The sequence below is a fragment of the Wenjunlia vitaminophila DSM 41686 genome (genome assembly GCF_000380165.1).
Classification (GTDB): Bacteria; Actinomycetota; Actinomycetes; order Streptomycetales; family Streptomycetaceae; genus Wenjunlia; species Wenjunlia vitaminophila.
Window position 1 is genome coordinate 81,861 of the sequence record NZ_KB904655.1, and the last position, 17,510, is coordinate 99,370.

A 17,510-nucleotide genomic window follows, 5' to 3' on the forward strand; every position below is an offset into this window, starting at 1 on the left:
TCCGTCGTCGCACGGGCCGTCAGTCGGGCCCTAGGACTCCGAGACGAGGCCCACCTCGATCGACAGGTCGTTGTCGAGGGTGAAGTACGGGCGCAGTGTTCCCTCGTCGAACTGCCGGGTGGGGTAGACGAAGACCGACTTCTTGTCCGCGACGTCGTCGAGGAGGCGGCCGATCCGCACCAGCTCGGCCTCCCGTTCCGGGCGGACCAGCAGGTCCCAGACCGCGGTGATGTCCGCGCGGGCGTCCAGCAGCTCCTGGTACGCGAGGGTGAACGAGAACCTTCCGTCCTCCAGCGGCACCACCGGCGCCTCCACGGTGATCGCCCGCTGCGGGCGGCAGCGGGCGACCGCGACCGCCCCCGGACCGAGGGACCGGCCGAACATCTGTGCCCGCACCTCAAGTGCGTCCTGACCCACCTGGAGATCACCTGCCTCGGCGTGCACCGGGCGCAGCCAGGCGCGGATGGCGAGGTGCCCCGTCTTCGTCGGGTAGGGGGTCCGCACCGCCACCGGCCCGCTCCGGGCCGGCCGCCGGTCCACCAGCGCCCTCACGTCGTTGATCCCCGCCTTGATCTGCTGGCGGACGGTGGCGTCCGGGTCGGGGAGCAGGTACAGGTCCCACCGCCCCTCGGCTAGCGGTTCCGGCGGCAGGACGGCGCGCCAGTGCCCCGCGGGGTCGTCCGTCCGGGTCAGCTCGACCTCGATGGGCTGCCCGGACTCCTCCTCGCCCTTCTTCGGTCGCCGCCGTAGGCACAGCCGGGGCTCGGTGGCGTCCGGGTACTGCAGGAACAGCACGATCCTGCCGGCGTCGTCCACCGTGGAGGTCGCCCGGGGTCCATCGACCACTGTCGTCTCCCTGGGTGTGGTGCGCGGGTGCGCCGTGTCCGTCGTCATCCCCGTACCTTCTTCTTCATCGCGACCAGGGGTTGCTTGGCCGTCCGCAGGACGTCCTTGACCGAGTAGGCCGCGCCCAGCAGGGCCGCGTTCGTCCGGCGGCCCAGCGACTGCCCGCCGTGTCCCGCCGTGAGCAGTTCCTCGAAGAGCCGCTCGCACTCCTCCGCCACTGGCCCGGGGTCGTAGCGCGCGGCGTTCTCCCGTGCCGCCCGTCCCATGCGGCGGCGCAGGTCCTCGTCGCGGATGAGTTCGAGCAGGGCTCCGGCGATGGCCTTCGTGTTGCCCGGTTTGACCAGCCTGCCGTCCACCCCGTCCTGGATGATCTCCGGTGGGCCGAGCGGGCAGGCGGTGCTGACCACCGGGAGGCCGCAGCGCATGGCTTCCACGATGGTCATGCCGAAACCCTCGAAGCTCGAGGTGACGGCGCTGATCGAGCCCTTGGCCCACTCCGCCTCGATGGGCGCGGCACGTCCCATCAGGAAGACGTTGTTGTACAGGCCGCGACTGTCGATGACCTTCCGCAGCCGCGCTGCCTGTCCACCGCTGCCGTAGATCCGCAGGGTCCAGTCCGGGTGTTCGGCCACCACCTGTTCGAAGGCGCGGATCAGCAGGTCGTAACGCTTGACCGGGGCCAGTCGCCCGGCGGCGATGACGACCTTCGCGGTGCCGTCCACCGGGGGGATGCTGGGCTCGGGCACGCTGTTGGGCAGTGCCTCCACCCGCACCCCCGGGAGCCTCATCTTGCGCCGGTACACCGCGGCGTCCGCCTGGGTGACGGTGGTGATCGCGTCGAGCCGCGGGTAGATCCGGCGGAGGTGCAGGCGCAGCGGCTGCGGGTGCGTGTCCAGGGTGAGGTGCTCCTGGCCGACCCGGACCGCCCGGTGCGGGCCCTGGAGGGCGAGCTGGACGTTCAGCCCGGGGCGGGTGCCGACCAGGACCTGGGCATCCGTGGTCCGCAGGAAGTCAGCCACTCTCCGGTCGGTCAGTTCGCTGTACTGGTGGTGCCGGTGGTCGTGGACGGAGAAGACCCTGGCCGGACGCTGGTGGAGCGGGTCGTCCTTCTCCTCGCGCAGGTCCACCAGGGGGCGAAGGGTCACCCTGGGGTCCAACTCGAAGCCGGTGTCCTCCCGGTGACGCAGCACCGAGACGATCTCCACCTCGTGCCCGCGGGCCGCCAGCCCTTGGGCGAGGTTGAAGGTGGTCCGGATGGTGCCCCCGATCCCGTAGGCGTTGTGTATCAGGAAGGAAATCTTCATCCTGCCCCGTTCTGCGTCCCTGCGCCGCGGCGGTCTGCTTTCGGTTGGTCAGACCGATTCCAGTGCCTCGAGGTTGGGCCGTGTACGAACGTCCTCACAAATTCTTTCCATAACTGTTAGGGGATTGGTAACCCGCGAGGAGGCCTTTGTCTGGAGTAACCCGATCCAGCCATCTTATATGGCGGTCTTAGGGCCACTGCGCCGGCTGGCCCACCATAAAGCGCTTCCCGCTCGCGTGCCGACACGGCGCTCCTCACCTCCGGGTGCACCTCCCCCGCCCAGGGCGTTCTCGGGGCCGCGCCCCGGGGCGCGGCCCCGACACCCCGAGGGACGACCGCGCGTGCCCCTGGGTCCGGTGGGACCCCAGTTATGACTGGCTTCCCCCACGACGGCGGTGGAACACGCACCACCCACCGATCAGGCCGGCACCCGCGGCGAGCGCCAGCAGCGGGTCCGCGACGGCCGAGCCGGGGCGGGAGGCGACCCCGGCCGAGCGTTCCTCCGGCAGCCGTCCCGCGTGCCCGGTGTCGCTCCGCGCCGCGGCGCGGCTGTCCGGCCCCGCCCCCGTACGGGCACCGAACGCCGTTCCTACCCCGACCGCCACCAGGTCTCCGGACACCGAGCTGGTCCCGACCCCCCGCCAGGCCCCCGGGCCGGTCGTTGGGCTCACCTGGTTCCGCGCCGGCCCGGGCGGGCGACCGGGCGACCTGCGGGGCCGTGACCGGGGCCCCGTCCCGGACCGCTGCTCGCCCGCGGCTCCGAGGGACAGGGTCCCGCGTGCCGAGCGGCCACCGGGTCTGCTCCGTTCGGCACGCTCCGGCAGGTCCCGGTCGGACAACGCACGGCCAACCGCGTCCCGTTCGGACTCCGGAGCGCGGCCCGTGGCGGCGGTCGGCGCCTCCGAGGACCTGGTGGAGCTGGAACTCCGTGAGGACTTCGAGACCTTGGACGACGTGGACGACCTGGCGGACTTGACGGTCTTCGTGGACTTGACGGTCTTCGTGGACGACCGCGAGGACTTCGGGGACTTGGAGGTCCTGACGGACGTGGAGAGCCGGGAGGACGTGTACCGCGAGGACTTCGACGACTTCGAGGACTTCGAGGACCGGGAGGACCGGGAGGACCGGGAGGACCGGGAGGACCTCGTCGCCGTCTCCTCCGGGGCCCCGCCAGCGGCCAGCGCCCGGGCACCGCAGACCGGCCAGGCCGTCAGACCGACGTCCTGGCGGACGCGTTCGGCAACGGCGATCTGTTCCTCACGGGAGGCCAGGTCCGCACGGGGGGCGTAGGCGAGCCCCCCGTAGGCGACCCAGGTAGGGTGCCAGAACTGAAGTCCACCGTAATAGTTGTTGCCCGTGTTGATGTGCCACCTGCCACTGCTCTCACACTGCGCGATGCGGTCCCACACCCGTTGCCGGTCCTCGGCACGCGCGGCGTCCTGCGGCAGCAGCAGGGCCCCGGCCAGCGCAGCACCCGCCAAGGAGACGACAGTCCTTTTGTTACACAAAATGAGTTGTCGCATTTCAACAAGCTATGCAGGCAATACCCGCGCTATGGGCAGGCCGTGGTGAGGCACGCCGCAAGCGCCCCTCGAACGGCGGACGACCGGCTCGCACGGGCTGAGCCCGTGACTCCGCACCAGACGTTCCGTTGTCCATACAGAGCCGGGAAATACCCAGCACAGGAAGAACCAGGAGCCGTCCGTGCAGCTCATGCTCGATGTCAGCGACGAGGTGCGTGCCGAGATCGGAGACGAGGAGGCCGATCGCCTGCTGGCCGGCGACAGCGCTCCCGAGACGTATGACTGCACGTCCTGCCGCAACCCCGGGGACATCGCCCGCGAGCGCACCAGCACGGTGCTGTTCGTCGGTGACGAGACGGCAGTGCTGGCCTTCGCCCACGCCACGTGCGTCCCCTCCCAGGTCGTGACGGTTCCCGAGGAACAACTCGCGGGGGCCGTCCAGAGCATTGCCCGGCGCGCGGCGGGTCAGGAGACCGGGGAGATGCCGCTGCCCCCACAGCCGAAGGACCTGGGCCTCGGGGCGCCGGCCGGGCCCGCGTCCGATCCCTTCGGCGGAGCCGTCACCGCACCGGCTCCCGCCGCCCCGAGCGGCGGCACGGCCGCTCCCGGCTCCCTGGCCGACCAGGTGCCGCAGCAGCGCGGTGTGCTCAGCATCACCTGCGGACTGGTCCTCTGCGGCGACACCAGCCGTCCGGCGCTGGTGGTGGAGCCCTCGGGGCCGGTCACCAGGCCGGGCAGGCCAGGCACCACCGACGAGTTCCTGGTCATGCTGCGGGAACACGGTTTCGCCGCGGTGAAGGTCGTCGACCACACCCCGCCAGAACTGTCGACCTGGTCGGTGCTGCTCGCGATGGGCAAGCTGCACGCGGTCCTCCAGCCCGAACCCGAAGGAGCCGGCCAGACCGCCTGGTGGCAGGCGCACCAGCCGCTTCAGGTCTCGGAGGAGTGGCGCGAGATCGCCACCAGGACCAGTCAGGTCGTGGTGTACGCGGCCCCCTTCGGCACCATCGGCCACCAGCCGCGCGAGGACCTGATGCGTGACGCCCTGGACCGGGCGGCGGACAAGGGCGCTCTGGTGGGCGCGGTGCTCCGGCTGACGGGCGCACCGCCGCACGCGGCCGTCTGAACGGCCGCACCCACGCACGCCGCCCGCTCGACCGCCGCGGGCACACATGCCGGCAGCACCCACACCCGAGTGGACACGCGGGACCACAGCACGCCTGGGACGGCAACGCCGCCGTTTCGGGCGTGACTGGTATGCGGGGGCCGTACGCACCGGCGTCCGAGGACGGACCAACCCCGAGAAGAAACCGCTAGAAAAGCGGATATTTCCCCTGGGTCATCTTCCTCAACAGAACGGGTAATCTTCGCTTTTTGCCCGTATCTACCTGAAATGCTGGTCGTTGGCGGAGACGTGCACACCTTCGACGCCGCCATCCCGTATCCGGCCCCGATCCCCGCGATGCGTCCGTCCTGCGAGGCCTTCGACCGGTCGGGCACTCCGATCTACGATGCGCTGTACTCCGAGTACCGCAGGCTCTTCCGGGCCCTGCCGGGCGACCGTACCGGCGAGGAGGAACTGCGGTTCACCGGCTTCCAGCAGGACCACGCCGCCCGGCAGCAGTGGGGCACCGAGTGCCCGACGGTCCGGCAGGCGGGGCCGTACTGCGGTGGACAGCGCGCCCTGCCGCCGGGTGGCCACCACGGCAACCGCCCCGACGACCGGTGAACCCGACCGGCTGACGGCCGCGCCCCCCGGCCCCGACGGCTACTTCTTCTTCCGGCCGCGCTTCTCCCGCACGCGCACCGAGATCTGCACCGGCGTTCCGGGGAAACCGAACTCCTCACGGAGCCTGCGCTCCACGAAGCGCCGGTACCCCGCCTCGAGGAAGCCCGAGGCGAACAGCACGAACCGCGGCGGACGGGTTCCGGCCTGGGTTCCGAACAGGATCCGCGGCTGCTTGCCACCGCGGATCGGGTGCGGATGACCCGCGACGAGCTCACCGAGGAACGCGTTGAGCCGCCCGGTGGGAACCCGGGTCTCCCAGCCGGCGAGTGCGGTCTCGATCGCCGGGACCAGCTTCTCCACGTGCCGTCCGGTGTGCGCGGAGATGTTGACCCGCGGCGCCCAGGCGACCTGGGCCAGGTCCTGCTCGATCTCCCTTTCCAGGTAGTAGCGACGCTCCTCGTCCAGCAGGTCCCACTTGTTGTAGGCGATCACCACGGCCCGCCCGGCCTCGACGGCCATGGACACGATCCGGGTGTCCTGCTCGGCCAGGGACTCGCTCACGTCGATCAGCACCACGGCGACCTCGGCCTTCTCCAGCGCCGCCGCCGTGCGCAGCGACGCGTAGAAGTCCGCGCCCTCGGTGAGGTGGACCCGACGGCGGATGCCCGCGGTGTCCACGAACTTCCACGTCTTGCCCCCGAGTTCGATCAGCTCGTCCACCGGGTCCCGGGTGGTGCCCGCGACGGAGTCGACCACCACCCGCTCCTCACCGGCGACCTTGTTGAGCAGACTGGACTTCCCCACGTTGGGACGGCCGAGCAGCGCCACCCGGCGCGGGCCGCCCAGCGGTACGGCGAAGGTCTGCTCGGGGGCCTCCGGCAGCGCCTCGAGCACGGCGTCCAACAGGTCCCCGGTGCCCCGGCCGTGCAGCGCGGAGACCGGGTGCGGTTCGCCCAGCCCCAGCGACCACAGGGTGGCGGCGTCGGCTTCCCCGTACGGTCCGTCCACCTTGTTGGCGCACAGCACCACCGGCTTGCCCGCCCGACGCAGCAGCTTGACCACCGCCTCGTCGGTGTCGGTGGCGCCGACCTTCGCGTCCACCACGAACACCACCGCGTCCGCGGCCTCGATGGCGAACTCCGCCTGGGCGGCCACCGAGGCGTCGATGCCCAGGACGTCCTGCTCCCAACCGCCGGTGTCCACGACCTTGAAGCGGCGACCGCTCCAGTTCGCCTCGTACGTCACCCGGTCCCTGGTCACCCCCGGGCGGTCCTCCACCACCGCCTCGCGGCGTCCGAGGATCCGGTTGACCAGCGTGGACTTGCCCACGTTCGGCCGACCGACCACGGCGAGCACCGGGAGCGGGCCGTGACCCGCCGCGTCCAGGCCCTCGTTGACCTGCTCGGGGTCGAACCCCTCCTGCGCGGCGATCTCCATGAACTCCGCGTACTCGTCCTGGCCCAGCTCGCCGTGCTCGCCGGAGCCGGAGTTGTGGTCGTTGCTCATGAAGGTCGTCTTCCTCAGTCGTGGACGCCCGCACCCGCGGGCGGCGTGTGGTTCAGGAACGCCCGGTGGCGCGCCTTGACTGTTCCAGATGGGCGGTCAACCGCTCCTGGATGCGCGAGGTCGCCGCGTCCAGGGCCTTGCGGGTGCGCAGCCGACTGCCGTCCCCCGCGTCGAACGGTTCCCCGAAGACCACGTCGATCCGTCCCCGCAGCGGGGGCAGGCCGCGCACCACCCGGCCGCGTTCCGTGGTGCCGAAGCAGACCACGGGGACGACCGGGGCGCCGGTGCGCAACGCGAAGTACGCGAGCCCGTCGCGGAGCGAGGCGAAGTCGCCCTCGCCGCGGGTGCCCTCGGGGAATATCCCCAGCACCCCGCCCCGCTGGAGCACCCCGAGCGCCGCGGTGACCGCGGCCCGGTCCGTCCTGGAACGGTCCACCGACACCTGGCCGACGCCGCGCAGGAACGGGTCCAGGGGGCCGACGAACGCCTCCTGCTTGACCAGGAAGTGCACCGGGCGCGGAGCGGTGCCAAGCAGCAGCGGGCCGTCCAGCACGGCGCTGTGGTTACCGGCGATGATCAGCGGTCCCTGAGCGGGCACCCGCCAGGCACCCAGCACCCTGGTGCGCCACAGCCCGTGCATCACCCCGATGGCTATTCGACGTCCGACCGCCGCACCGGTCGGCCCGGGCACGGCGGACTCGGCGCCCGATCGTCCTCTTCCCCGTGCACTCACCCGAGGTTCCGCTCCCGGCGCCGCCGTTCCACGAGCCCCACCACGGCCTCGATCACCTGGTCCAGGGTGAGGTCGGTGGTGTCGATCTCCACCGCGTCCTCCGCCTTGGCCAGGGGGGACACCTTGCGGCCCGAGTCCGCGGCGTCCCGGCGCACCAGCGCCTCGCGGGTGGCCTCGACCCCGACCGCCCGGGCCCCGGTCAGCTCACCGTTGCGCCGCGCCGCCCGGGCCTCGGGGGACGCGTTCAGGTAGATCTTGACGGTGGCGTCGGGGACGACGGTGGTGCCGATGTCCCGGCCCTCCACCACGATCCCGCCGGCGCTCGCGGCGGCTGCCACCGCGGCCCGCTGCAACTCCACCAGGCGGGACCGGACCTCGGGTACCGCGCTGACCGCGCTCACCGCGGCGGTGACCTCCTCGCTGCGGATCGGGCCGGACACGTCCGCGCCGTCCACACTGATGGTGGGCGCCAGCGGGTCGGTGCCGGACAGCAGCACGGGCTTGCCCGACGCGGTGGCCACCGCGACCGGGTCACCGGGGTCGATCTGGTTGGCCAGCATCCACCAGGTCATCGCCCGGTACATCGCCCCGGTGTCCAGGTAGCGCAGACCCAGCTCGGTCGCCACGGCCCGAGAGGTGCTGGACTTGCCAGTGCCAGAGGGCCCGTCGATGGCGACCACAACCGCGTCCCGCGGCCGACCGGCAGTATCCACAGTGAGTGCCCTCTCTCTCCTTGGCCGCCGTCCGGACCAGTGGCGGGCCCGGCGGGTGATCTCCGGGTCAAGGTTACTGGCAACGTGCCGCCCGACAGCCGCCCGTTCCCGGCCGCGGAGGCCCCCGGGACCCGGTCCGCCGTCACACCGGTGCCGCCACGCCCCGCCGCACGGTGGGCCGCCGGCCGCTCCCCGCGGCGGCGGGGCGTTCCGGCAGGCGTCCCCGCCCTGTTCCCGGGCGCGGCCCCGGTGGTCAACTCCTGACGTTCCACCCGCGTTCGACGAGCGCGGAGGCCAGCGACGTGGCGACCGCGGGAGCCACCATGAGCTGGACGAGACCGGCCCGCTGCCCGGTGGAGTGCTCGATCCGCACGTCCTCGATGTTGACCCCGGCGCGGCCCGCGTCCGCGAAGACCCTGGCCAGTTCGCCGGGGCGGTCCCCGATGAGCACCGCCACGACCTCGTACCTGGCGGGCGCCGTGCCGTGCTTGCCGGGAATCCTGGCCCGGCCGGCGTTGCCGCGGCGCAGCACGTCCTCGATCCCCGAGACACCGTCGCGCCGCTTGTCCTCGTCGGCGGACTGTAGCTCCCGCAGCGCCCCCACCGTCCGCTGGAGGTCCTCCGCGAGGTCCGCGAGGACATCGGCGACGGGGCCGGCGTTGGCGGCCAGGATGTCGATCCACATCGCCGGTTCCGAGGCGGCGATCCTGGTGACGTCCCGAACGCCCTGCCCGGCGAGCCGGACCGCGCTGTCCGCGGCGTGTTCCAGCCGGGCCGCGACCATGCTGGCCAGCAGGTGCGGGGTGTGGGACACCAGCGCCACCGCCCGGTCGTGCTCGGCGGCGTCCATCACCACCGGCACCGCCCGGCACAGGGCGACCAGTTCCAGCGCCAGGTTGAGGGTGTCGGTGCTGGTCTCACGGGTCGGGGTGAGCACCCAGGGCCGTCCCTCGAACAGGTCGGGGCTCGCGGCCAGTGGCCCCGACCGCTCCTTGCCCGCCATCGGATGGCTGCCGACGTACCGGCTCAGGTCGCAGCCCAGCTCGGCCAGTTCCCTGCCGGGGCCGCCCTTGACGCTCGCCACGTCGAGGTAGCTGTGGGCCAGCCCCTCGGCCTGGACCTGCGCCAGCGTGCGCCCGACGTGCGCGGGCGGGGCGGCGACCACCGCCAGCTCCACGGGCCCGTCCGGCGCCTCCTCGGTGCCGGCGCCCAACGCGGAGGCGGTACGCACGGTGGCCTGGTCCCGGTCCCGCAGGTGGACGCTGACCCCGCGGGCGGACAGGGCGAGGGCGATCGAGGTCCCGATCAGTCCTGTGCCGATGACGGCGGCGGTGCGCATGGTGTGAGTGTGTTCCCGTCGCTCGGTGGTGCCGTGCGGTCTACTGGGCGATGTCCCGGCGCAGCCCGGCCGCGGCCCCCAGGTAGACGTGCGAGATGCCGCCCTTGTCCAGCGGGGTCTCCACATGGGCGAGGATCCGCACCACCCGCGGCATGGCGCCGGGCACGTCGATCTCCTGGGCGCAGATGAGGGGTACGTCGGTGATCCCTATCTTGCGCGCGCCCACGGCGGGGAAGTCGCTGTGCAGGTCGGGTGTCGCAGTGAACATCACACTGATCAGGTCGTCAACGGCGAGGCCGTTGCGCTCGATCATCGCGTTCAGCAGCTCGGAGACCTGCGCGTGCATGTGCTCGGCCGTGTCGCTCTCGAGCTGGACCGCCCCGCGGACTGCTCGTACCGCCACTGCGCCACGCTCCTTCTGCTCTGGTCCTCGTCCGGTGACCCGCGGTGACTCCGACCCGCGTTCCGGTCGGTTCCTCCGCGGTCTGCCGGAAGGTGCTCCCAGCGTAACCAGTCGGGAACGGGCCCGGCCGGGCCGCCCGACCTGCGAGACGGCGGTGACGGAGCGGGGCAGGAGCTGCCAGGTCCCGCGCCGGGGGTTGCCGGGCCCGGCGCGGCGGTACACCTACCGCATGATCCTTCATCTGGTCCGCCCGGACGAGTGGTCCAGGCACCCGGAGCGCCCCTACGCCCCCGCCTCGCTGGCCGAGGAGGGCTTCGTGCACTGCTCCCCCGACGAGGCCACGGCGCTGGCGGTCGCGGACTCCCTCTACCGGGACACGCCCTCCCCGCTGTTGGTGCTGCTGATCGACGAGGCCGCGCTGGACGCCCCGGTGCGCTGGGAGGACCCGGCTCCCTCGCCACCGCCCGGTTGCCCGCCCGGGGTGCGGTTCCCCCACGTGTACGGCCCGGTCAACCGGACCGCGGTGACCGGGCTGATGCAGGTGCGGCGCGACGCGGAGGGCCGGTCCGTGGCGCTGGTGCCGTGGGGCTGAGGCCCGCCCGAAGGAGCACCGGGCGCACCGTGTGGGCCGGCCCCGTCCGGGTACCCGAGACGCAGGGTCGCCACCGGCGACGGTGGGCGACCCGTACCAGCGACCGGTGGACCGAGCAGCGGTGGGAGGCGGCTGTGGCAGAACACGACCCGGGCCGGAACCCCGAGGAGGAGGGCATCCCCGACCTCCAGGACGGCACCCCGGAGCAGCAGCAGGCCAGCGACCCGCAGCAGAAGCCGGTGCCCGGCGACGAACCCGTGGCCGTGGACCGCTGGGGGACCACCGACGTGGAGCAGCGGGCGCACGAGCCGCTCGCAGAGAAGCTCGACGCCGAGGAGCCGGAGGACGACCGGCCCGAGCCGCCCGACGAGGAGACCGGGGTGCTCGTCGACGACCCCGACTCGCCGTGGCCGCGCAACCAGGACATGTTCACCCGGGGCACCCCACAGCCCGGCATGTCCGCGGAGGAGGCCGCGGTGCACACCCCGGAGGACCAGGACCGGATCTAGGTGTGTTGTTCAGGGCCTGCCTGATGCATCCCGCCCGGGTCGGGCCCTGTGCGGGCGCCCGGGGACGGCTACAGGCCGACCTCCCTCATCAGCATGCCGACCTCGGTGATGGTCAGCCGGCGGAGCCAACCCGGCTTCTGGTCGCCGAGGGCGATCGGGCCGAACTTGGTGCGCACCAGCCGGTCCACCGGGAAACCGGCCTCGGCGAGCATCCGCCGCACGATGTGTTTGCGGCCCTCGTGCAGGCTGACCTCGACCAGGTAGTTCCGGCCGACGTTCTCCACCACCCGGAAGCTGTCCGCCCGGGCGAACCCGTCCTCCAGTTCGATGCCTTCCTTCAGGCGCTTGCCCAGGTCCCGCGGGATCGGGCCGACGATCGACGCCAGGTAGGTCTTGGTCACCCCGTACCTGGGGTGGGTGAGCCGGTGGGCGAGTTCCCCGTGGTTGGTGAGCAGGATGATGCCCTCGGTCTCGGTGTCCAGGCGGCCCACGTGGAACAGCCGGGTCTCCCGGTTGGTGACGTAGTCCCCCAGGCACTGGCGACCGTCCGGGTCCTCCATGGTGGACACCACGCCCTCGGGCTTGTTGAGCGCGAAGAACAGGTGGCCCTGGGTCTCCACGGTCAGCCCGTCCACCTTGATCTCGTCCCGGTCGGGATCGACCCGCAGCCCCTGTTCACGGACCCGCTGGCCGTTGACCTCCACCCGGCCCCGGTCGATGAGCTCCTCGCAGGCCCGGCGGCTGCCGAGCCCGGCCTGGGCGAGCACCTTCTGCAGCCGCACCCCTCCGGCCTCGCCGGACTCGCGACGGGGCTGCCGGGCCCGGGCCGACTCCTCCAGTTGCGCCTCGTAGTTGCGGCTCCTGGCCGGACGCGGGCGCGCCGGTCGGGACGCACCCGAACGCGGCTGGCCCGGCCCCGACTGCTTGGAACGGGGCTGACCCGGCCCCGGCTGGTCGGGACGCTGCTGGCCCGAACGCGGCTGGTCAGGCCGGGGCTGACCCGAACGCGGCTGGCCCGAACGCGAGCCGTCAGGACGCGGCTGGCCGGGGCGCTGTTCCTTCCACCCCCCGCCGGGCGCGCCGTAGCGGCGCTCCTCCGGCCGGGGGGCGCCGGAGGAGCGCCTGCCGCGCTGTCCACCGTCCCGCCGTGGGCCGCCCGCACCGCCCCGGGAGCCCTGAGAGCCCCGGGAGCCTGACCTGCCGCCGCTGTTCCTGCCGCTGCTTCGCATCACTAGTCCGTCGTCGAGTGCCGTGTTCGCTGTCGCCAGCCGTGGTCGTCGGCCGTGCCCGCCTCGGGTGGCCGTCGGCCGGGTCAGCCGTGGTCGGACGCCACCGTCCCCTGGTCGCCCTGGTCGTCCTGGTAGTCCTCGTGGCCTCGGTCACCCCGTCCGTCCAGGTCGGACAGCTCGGCGGTCACCGCGGTCAGCACCGAGCCCTCGAGGGACTCGGCCTCCACGGCGTCCGCCTCGGGGAGGAACGGGGCCAGCTCGGGCAGCTCGTCCAGGTCGCGCAGGCCCATCCGCTCCAGGAAGTAGGTGGTCGTCCGGTACAGGATCGCACCTGTCTCGGGTTCCGTCCCACTCTCCTCGACCAGCCCCCGCTGCAGCAGGGTCCGCACCACCCCGTCACAGTTCACCCCGCGCACCGCGGAGAGCCGGGAGCGGCTGACCGGCTGCCGGTAGGCGACCACCGCCAGGGTCTCCAGGGCTGCCTGGGTGAGCCTGGCCTGTTGGCCGTCCAGGACGAACCTCTCCACCGCTGCGGAGTACCCGGGCCGGGTGTAGAACCGCCAGCCGCCGGCGACGAGCCGCAGGTCGAAGCCGCGCCCCTGGGCCGCGTACTCCTCGGACAGCTCCCGCAGCGCCGCGGCCACCCGGGCGCGGGGCCGCTCCAGGAGCCTGGCCAGGTGCTCCTCGGTGGCCGGCTCGTCCACCACCATGAGCACCGCCTCGAGCGCGGGCTTGAGTTCGAGGTCGGCGACGGTCATGTGGGGTCCTCGCTGTCGAATTCGTCCGTGACCACCGGCTGCCCGGCGTCGTCACCGGTCCAGCGGACCCGTAGCTCGCCCAGCGCCTCCTGCTGGTCGAGTCCCACGACCCGCTCACGGTACAGCTCGAGCAGGGCCAGGAAGCGCGCGACCACGGTGAGGGTGTCCCCGGCGTCCCGCACCAGCTCGGCGAACGTGGCGACCCGCAGGGTGCGCAGCCTCGCGACCACCAGGTCCGCCTGCTCGCGGACGCTGACCAACGGCGCGTGGATGTGCTCGACGTACACGGCCGGTCGGGGCTTGGGCAGCATGGCCTTGGCGGCCAGCCTGGCGAGTCCCTCGGGCCCCACGGAGATGACCACGTCCGGCAGGAGCGCGGCGTGGTGCGGCTCCAGGCCCACGGTGCGGGGGTGGTGCCTCAGCTCCGCGGCCCAGCGCTCCCCCAGGATGGTGGCGACCTGCCGGTAGGCGCGGTACTGGAGCAGCCTGGCGAACAGCAGGTCGCGGGCCTCGAGCAGGGCGAGGTCCGCCTCGTCCTCCACCTCGGCGGCGGGCAGCAGCCGGGCCGCCTTCAGGTCCAGCAGGGTGGCGGCGACCACGAGGAACTCGGTTGCCTGGTCGAGGTCCCAGTCGCTGCCCATCGCCCGGATGTGGGCGAGGAACTCGTCGGTGACCTTGGACAGCGCCACCTCGGTGACGTCGAGCTTGTGCCTGCCGATGAGTTGCAGCAGCAGGTCGAACGGGCCCTCGAAGTTGTCCAGCCGGACCCGGAACCCGCCGCTCTCCGGGACGTCCTCCCGAGCCGTCGGCCGCTCCCGCGCGGGGTGCCCGAGCTCTCCTTCCGGCTCCCGCGGCTCTGGCGACCCGGGTGGCTGCGCGGGCTCGTCCGGCACGGCGGGGGGCACGGGGAGCGCGGGGCCGCGGCCGAGCGGTCGGCGGGGAGCGGGGGGCGGGTGGTGTGTGGGCATGGTGGTCCTGGGGTCGCCGGGCGGGACGTCGGGCCCGTCCAGCGCAGCGTAGCCCCGCGGTGGGTCAGCGACCCCGAAGGCGGCGGACCAGGATGCTCGCGTCGCCGCGGGACTCCAGGTCGGCGAGGACCACCGCGACGGCCTCCCGCACGATGCGTCCGCGGTCCACCGCGAGGCCGTGTTCGCCGCGCAGCACCAGGCGGGCGTGCTCCAGGTCCATCAGTTCCTCGGCGGAGACATAGACCGTGATCTTCTCGTCGTGCCGTTCCCGGCCGCTGGGCCTGCGGTTCGTCGTGCGGCGGCGCCGGGACGGCGCCGGAGCGGCCGGCGGCCCGGGCTGCGGGCCCGGCGCGGGAACGGCGGACTGTTGCCCCGGGCCGCCACCGCGCCCGGAGTGCTCTCCCGCCCTGGCTCCCTGCCCGTCCTGGTTCCGGGGCTCCGCCGGGTCAGTGGGGCTCCCGCCCTCGCCCGCGGAGGCGGGTACGGACCGCAGTCGTTCGGCGGCCGGTTGGCCGGCCTCGCCGTTGTGCTGGCGCGGCGTTGACTGCAGCGCCATTCCCCCGGTGGTACGGAACAGTTCGTCGGCCCCCGGGAGACTCACTCGGCGTGGCACCGGGCGAGCACCTCCCTGGCGAGTTGGCGGTAGGCGGCGGCACCGACGGAGTTGGAGGCGTAGGTGGTGATGGGTTCGCCGGCGACCGTGGTCTCCGGGAAGCGCACCGTGCGGCCGATGACGGTGTGGAAGACGTGGTTGTCGAACGCCTCCACCACCCGGGCCAGCACCTCACGACTGTGCACGGTCCGCGAGTCGTACATCGTCGCCAGGATGCCGTCGAGCTCGAGTTCCGGGTTGAGCCGCTCCCTGACCTTCTCGATCGTCTCGGTGAGCAACGCGACGCCGCGCAGGGCGAAGAACTCGCACTCCAGCGGGACGATCACCTTGTGCGCGGCGGTGAGGGCGTTGACCGTGAGCAGCCCGAGGGAGGGCTGGCAGTCGATGACGATGTAGTCGTAGTCCGGCATCAGCGGCTTGAGCGCCCGTTGCAGCGTGGACTCCCTGGCCACCTCGCTGACGAGCTGCACCTCGGCCGCGGACAGGTCGATGTTGCTGGGGAGCAGGTCCATCCCCGGAACCGCCGTCTTCAGCAGCACCTCGTCCGCGGCGAGCCCGCGCTCCATCAGCAGGTTGTAGACGGTGATGTCGAGTTCCATCGGGTTGACCCCGAGGCCGACCGAGAGCGCGCCCTGGGGGTCGAAGTCCACCAGCAGCACCCGCCGGCCGTACTCGGCCAGTGCGGCACCCAGGTTGATGGTCGACGTGGTCTTGCCGACTCCGCCCTTCTGGTTGCACATGGCGATGATCTGCGCGGGGCCGTGGTCGGTGACCGGCCCGGGGATCGGGAAGTAGGGCAGGGGGCGGCCGGTGGGGCCGACGCGCTCCCGACGCTGACGGGCCGCGTCCGGGGCCAGGGTGGCCGCGTACTCCGGGTCGGGCTCGTACTCGGCGTCCGGGTCGTAGAGGCCACCGTCGCTGAACTCGGTGTCGTACCCCATGAATCGGGGGTGCTCCTCACCATGACCGTCCGCGCCGTGGCCGGCGGTCACTCGTGCGTGGTCCGCTTGCTGTTGGGCCGTGAACGTCCGGACCGCGACAGAAGCGACTGCGTGCAGTCCTGGTTGACCACCCTCGGGAGCAAATGTCGACTCATTCACAAGTCGTCTTACCTCCTTGGTGACCAGGAAACTTCTAGATTGGTCAGCGAGACACCATGCCGACGGTTGGCGACTCTATGGCGTGTCGGGCGTTTGCAGCAACACAATCCGGCGGACAAGGCACGATGTGTCGGCAACCGAACAAGCTTCTGTCAAGGGCGTAAGGCGTGCAACCGCGAAGTTTCATGGTCGCACGAAACGGGGAAACCACCACGCACTACGCATGGCGGCGGTCCGGGGTCGGCCCTGTGTGATCCCTACATCAGCGGTGAGTATCCGTAAACCGATATTGGCGCCATGCCCCGATCGAGTTGACCGGGAACATGGCGCCAAGTCGCCGTCCACGCACGATGACGTAACTGAGAAGTCGTCATATCACCTCAGTGACATGAATCGTCACACCCCGCTCACCCGGGGACGGGTGCCGTCACTCCGCGGAGCACGTTCCTCCGCGGCACCACCGCACCCGGGCCGCCCTCACGCCAGGACGGCGTCCAGTTCGGTCACCTCCAGGCCGTGTGCCTCCCCCACCGGCCCGTAGACCACCGTTCCCTCATGGGTGTTGATGCCCTTGGCCAGCGCGGCGTCACGGCGGCACGCCTCGCGCCAGCCGCGGTTGGCCAGCTCCAGCACGTAGGGCAGGGTCGCGTTGGTCAACGCGAACGTGGAGGTGTTGGGCACCGCTCCGGGCATGTTGGCGACGCAGTAGAACACCGTGTCGTGCACCGGATAGGTGGGCTCGGCGTGGGTGGTGGGGCGGGAGTCGGCGAAGCAGCCCCCCTGGTCGATCGCGATGTCCACCAGGACCGAACCGCGCTTCATCCGGGACACCAGGTCGTTGCTGATCAGCTTGGGCGCCTTCGCCCCGGGGACCAGCACCGCGCCGATGACCAGGTCCGCCTCGAGGACGGCCTGCTCGAGCTGGTAGGCGTTGGAGGCGAGGGTCGTGACCCGGGTGCCGAAGATCCGGTCGGCCTCGCGCAGCTTGTTCAGGTCCAGGTCGAGCAGGGTGACCTGGAAGCCCATGCCCACCGCCACCTGGACGGCGTTCCAACCGGAGACGCCGGCGCCGATCACCACCGCCCGGCCCGGGGCCACTCCCGGCACGCCGCCGGGCAGCACCCCCCGGCCCCCCGCGGAGCGCATCAGGTGGTAGGCGCCGACCTGGGGGGCGAGCCGCCCGGCCACCTCGGACATCGGGGCCAGGAGCGGGAGCGCTCCCCCGGGCAGTTGCACGGTCTCGTACGCGATGGCCGTGGTGCCGGAGTCCAGCAGTGCCGCGGTGCACTCGGCGGACGCGGCGAGGTGGAGGTAGGTGAACAGCGTCTGGTCCTTGCGCAGCCGGTGGTACTCCTGCTCGATCGGCTCCTTCACCTTCAGCAGCAGGTCCGCGGTGCCCCAGACCTCGTCGGCCGTGCCCAGGACCGTGGCACCCGCCCCGACGAACTCCTCGTCGGATATGGAGGAACCGACTCCGGCATCGTGCTCCACATAGACCTGGTGCCCGTTGCGGACGAGTTCGTGGACGCCGGCCGGGGTGATGGCGACGCGGAACTCGTTGTTCTTGACTTCCCGGGGGATACCGACCTTCACGGTGATCACGATCCTTGGGTGATGAGGATGTGTGGGGGTGCGACGCCGACCAG

General features: G+C 72.1%; 19 protein-coding genes and 1 pseudogene. 5 read left to right on the forward strand and 15 right to left on the reverse strand.

The window, feature by feature from the left end:
* Positions 1–30: 30 nt before the first annotated feature.
* From A3IG_RS0107510 to A3IG_RS34510, 3 genes are all read right to left on the reverse strand, one after another.
* A complete protein-coding gene (locus A3IG_RS0107510) occupies positions 31–894 on the reverse strand; it encodes a hypothetical protein (RefSeq protein WP_026219998.1) in 864 nt (287 codons plus the stop codon).
* The gene (locus A3IG_RS0107515; protein WP_018382935.1) at positions 891–2,150 is read right to left on the reverse strand and encodes a glycosyltransferase family 4 protein; all 1,260 of its coding nucleotides are present in this window, start codon (positions 2,148–2,150) and stop codon (positions 891–893) included. The genes A3IG_RS0107510 and A3IG_RS0107515 overlap by 4 nt, the downstream gene beginning before the upstream one ends.
* 367 nt (positions 2,151–2,517) lie before the next feature.
* Positions 2,518–2,769: a hypothetical protein gene (locus A3IG_RS34510; RefSeq protein ID WP_018382936.1), complete on the reverse strand. Its 252-nt coding sequence runs from the start codon at positions 2,767–2,769 to the stop codon at positions 2,518–2,520.
* 262 nt (positions 2,770–3,031) lie between these two features.
* Here A3IG_RS34510 and A3IG_RS34515 point away from each other — a divergent pair, with 262 nt between their 5' ends.
* Positions 3,032–3,439: a hypothetical protein gene (locus A3IG_RS34515; protein WP_018382937.1), complete on the forward strand. Its 408-nt coding sequence runs from the start codon at positions 3,032–3,034 to the stop codon at positions 3,437–3,439.
* Here A3IG_RS34515 and A3IG_RS35825 read toward each other — a convergent pair.
* A pseudogene (locus tag A3IG_RS35825) lies at positions 3,403–3,672 on the reverse strand (transglycosylase family protein); the annotation flags it as partial. The gene A3IG_RS34515 and the pseudogene A3IG_RS35825 sit on opposite strands and share 37 nt — an antisense overlap.
* A gap of 190 nt (positions 3,673–3,862) precedes the next feature.
* Between A3IG_RS35825 and A3IG_RS0107530 the strand changes: the two are divergent.
* Positions 3,863–4,798, forward strand: coding sequence for a hypothetical protein (locus A3IG_RS0107530; protein WP_040911008.1), 936 nt, complete (start codon positions 3,863–3,865; stop codon positions 4,796–4,798).
* A gap of 267 nt (positions 4,799–5,065) precedes the next feature.
* Entirely contained in the window at positions 5,066–5,401 is a 336-nt protein-coding gene (locus A3IG_RS34765; protein ID WP_018382939.1) for a hypothetical protein, read from the forward strand.
* A 39-nt stretch (positions 5,402–5,440) separates the two neighbouring features.
* On the opposite strand, the gene der is transcribed toward A3IG_RS34765, so the two are convergent.
* The 5 genes from der to aroH all read right to left on the reverse strand — a co-directional run bounded on the left by der (position 5,441) and on the right by aroH (position 10,095).
* Positions 5,441–6,907: a ribosome biogenesis GTPase Der gene (der, locus tag A3IG_RS0107540; protein ID WP_018382940.1), complete on the reverse strand. Its 1,467-nt coding sequence runs from the start codon at positions 6,905–6,907 to the stop codon at positions 5,441–5,443.
* Between the two features lie 52 nt (positions 6,908–6,959).
* On the reverse strand, positions 6,960–7,547 hold the full coding sequence (locus A3IG_RS0107545) for a lysophospholipid acyltransferase family protein (RefSeq protein WP_078500163.1): 588 nt from the start codon (positions 7,545–7,547) through the stop codon (positions 6,960–6,962).
* A gap of 89 nt (positions 7,548–7,636) precedes the next feature.
* Positions 7,637–8,353, reverse strand: coding sequence for a (d)CMP kinase (gene cmk, locus A3IG_RS0107550; protein WP_026220000.1), 717 nt, complete (start codon positions 8,351–8,353; stop codon positions 7,637–7,639).
* A gap of 253 nt (positions 8,354–8,606) precedes the next feature.
* Positions 8,607–9,818 (reverse strand): prephenate dehydrogenase, encoded by a 1,212-nt coding sequence (locus A3IG_RS0107560; RefSeq protein ID WP_078500145.1) that lies wholly within the window; start codon positions 9,816–9,818, stop codon positions 8,607–8,609.
* The gene (gene aroH / locus A3IG_RS0107565) at positions 9,733–10,095 is read right to left on the reverse strand and encodes a chorismate mutase (protein ID WP_018382944.1); all 363 of its coding nucleotides are present in this window, start codon (positions 10,093–10,095) and stop codon (positions 9,733–9,735) included. Before aroH ends, A3IG_RS0107560 begins: the two co-directional genes overlap by 86 nt.
* Before the next feature lie 229 nt (positions 10,096–10,324).
* Here aroH and A3IG_RS0107570 point away from each other — a divergent pair, with 229 nt between their 5' ends.
* Both A3IG_RS0107570 and A3IG_RS0107575 read left to right on the forward strand, forming a co-directional pair.
* Positions 10,325–10,687: a DUF952 domain-containing protein gene (locus tag A3IG_RS0107570; protein WP_026220002.1), complete on the forward strand. Its 363-nt coding sequence runs from the start codon at positions 10,325–10,327 to the stop codon at positions 10,685–10,687.
* Between the two features lie 134 nt (positions 10,688–10,821).
* Positions 10,822–11,196, forward strand: a complete 375-nt coding sequence (locus A3IG_RS0107575) for a hypothetical protein (protein ID WP_026220003.1) — start codon at positions 10,822–10,824, stop codon at positions 11,194–11,196.
* A gap of 68 nt (positions 11,197–11,264) precedes the next feature.
* Here A3IG_RS0107575 and A3IG_RS0107580 read toward each other — a convergent pair whose 3' ends face one another.
* The 6 genes from A3IG_RS0107580 to ald all read right to left on the reverse strand — a co-directional run bounded on the left by A3IG_RS0107580 (position 11,265) and on the right by ald (position 17,457).
* Positions 11,265–12,425 carry a pseudouridine synthase gene (locus A3IG_RS0107580; protein WP_040910990.1) on the reverse strand — a complete coding sequence of 387 codons (1,161 nt, stop codon included), beginning with the start codon at positions 12,423–12,425 and terminating at the stop codon, positions 11,265–11,267.
* A gap of 83 nt (positions 12,426–12,508) precedes the next feature.
* A complete protein-coding gene (gene scpB, locus A3IG_RS0107585) occupies positions 12,509–13,183 on the reverse strand; it encodes an SMC-Scp complex subunit ScpB (RefSeq protein WP_018382948.1) in 675 nt (224 codons plus the stop codon).
* A complete protein-coding gene (locus A3IG_RS0107590; RefSeq protein WP_018382949.1) occupies positions 13,180–14,151 on the reverse strand; it encodes a segregation and condensation protein A in 972 nt (323 codons plus the stop codon). Before A3IG_RS0107590 ends, scpB begins: the two co-directional genes overlap by 4 nt.
* Before the next feature lie 64 nt (positions 14,152–14,215).
* Positions 14,216–14,764: a hypothetical protein gene (locus A3IG_RS0107595; protein WP_040910991.1), complete on the reverse strand. Its 549-nt coding sequence runs from the start codon at positions 14,762–14,764 to the stop codon at positions 14,216–14,218.
* Positions 14,749–15,864: a ParA family protein gene (locus A3IG_RS0107600; protein ID WP_078500147.1), complete on the reverse strand. Its 1,116-nt coding sequence runs from the start codon at positions 15,862–15,864 to the stop codon at positions 14,749–14,751. The genes A3IG_RS0107595 and A3IG_RS0107600 overlap by 16 nt, the downstream gene beginning before the upstream one ends.
* Positions 15,865–16,341: 477 nt before the next feature.
* Positions 16,342–17,457 carry an alanine dehydrogenase gene (ald, locus tag A3IG_RS0107605; RefSeq protein ID WP_157862269.1) on the reverse strand — a complete coding sequence of 372 codons (1,116 nt, stop codon included), beginning with the start codon at positions 17,455–17,457 and terminating at the stop codon, positions 16,342–16,344.
* Between the last annotated feature and the right edge of the window lie 53 nt (positions 17,458–17,510).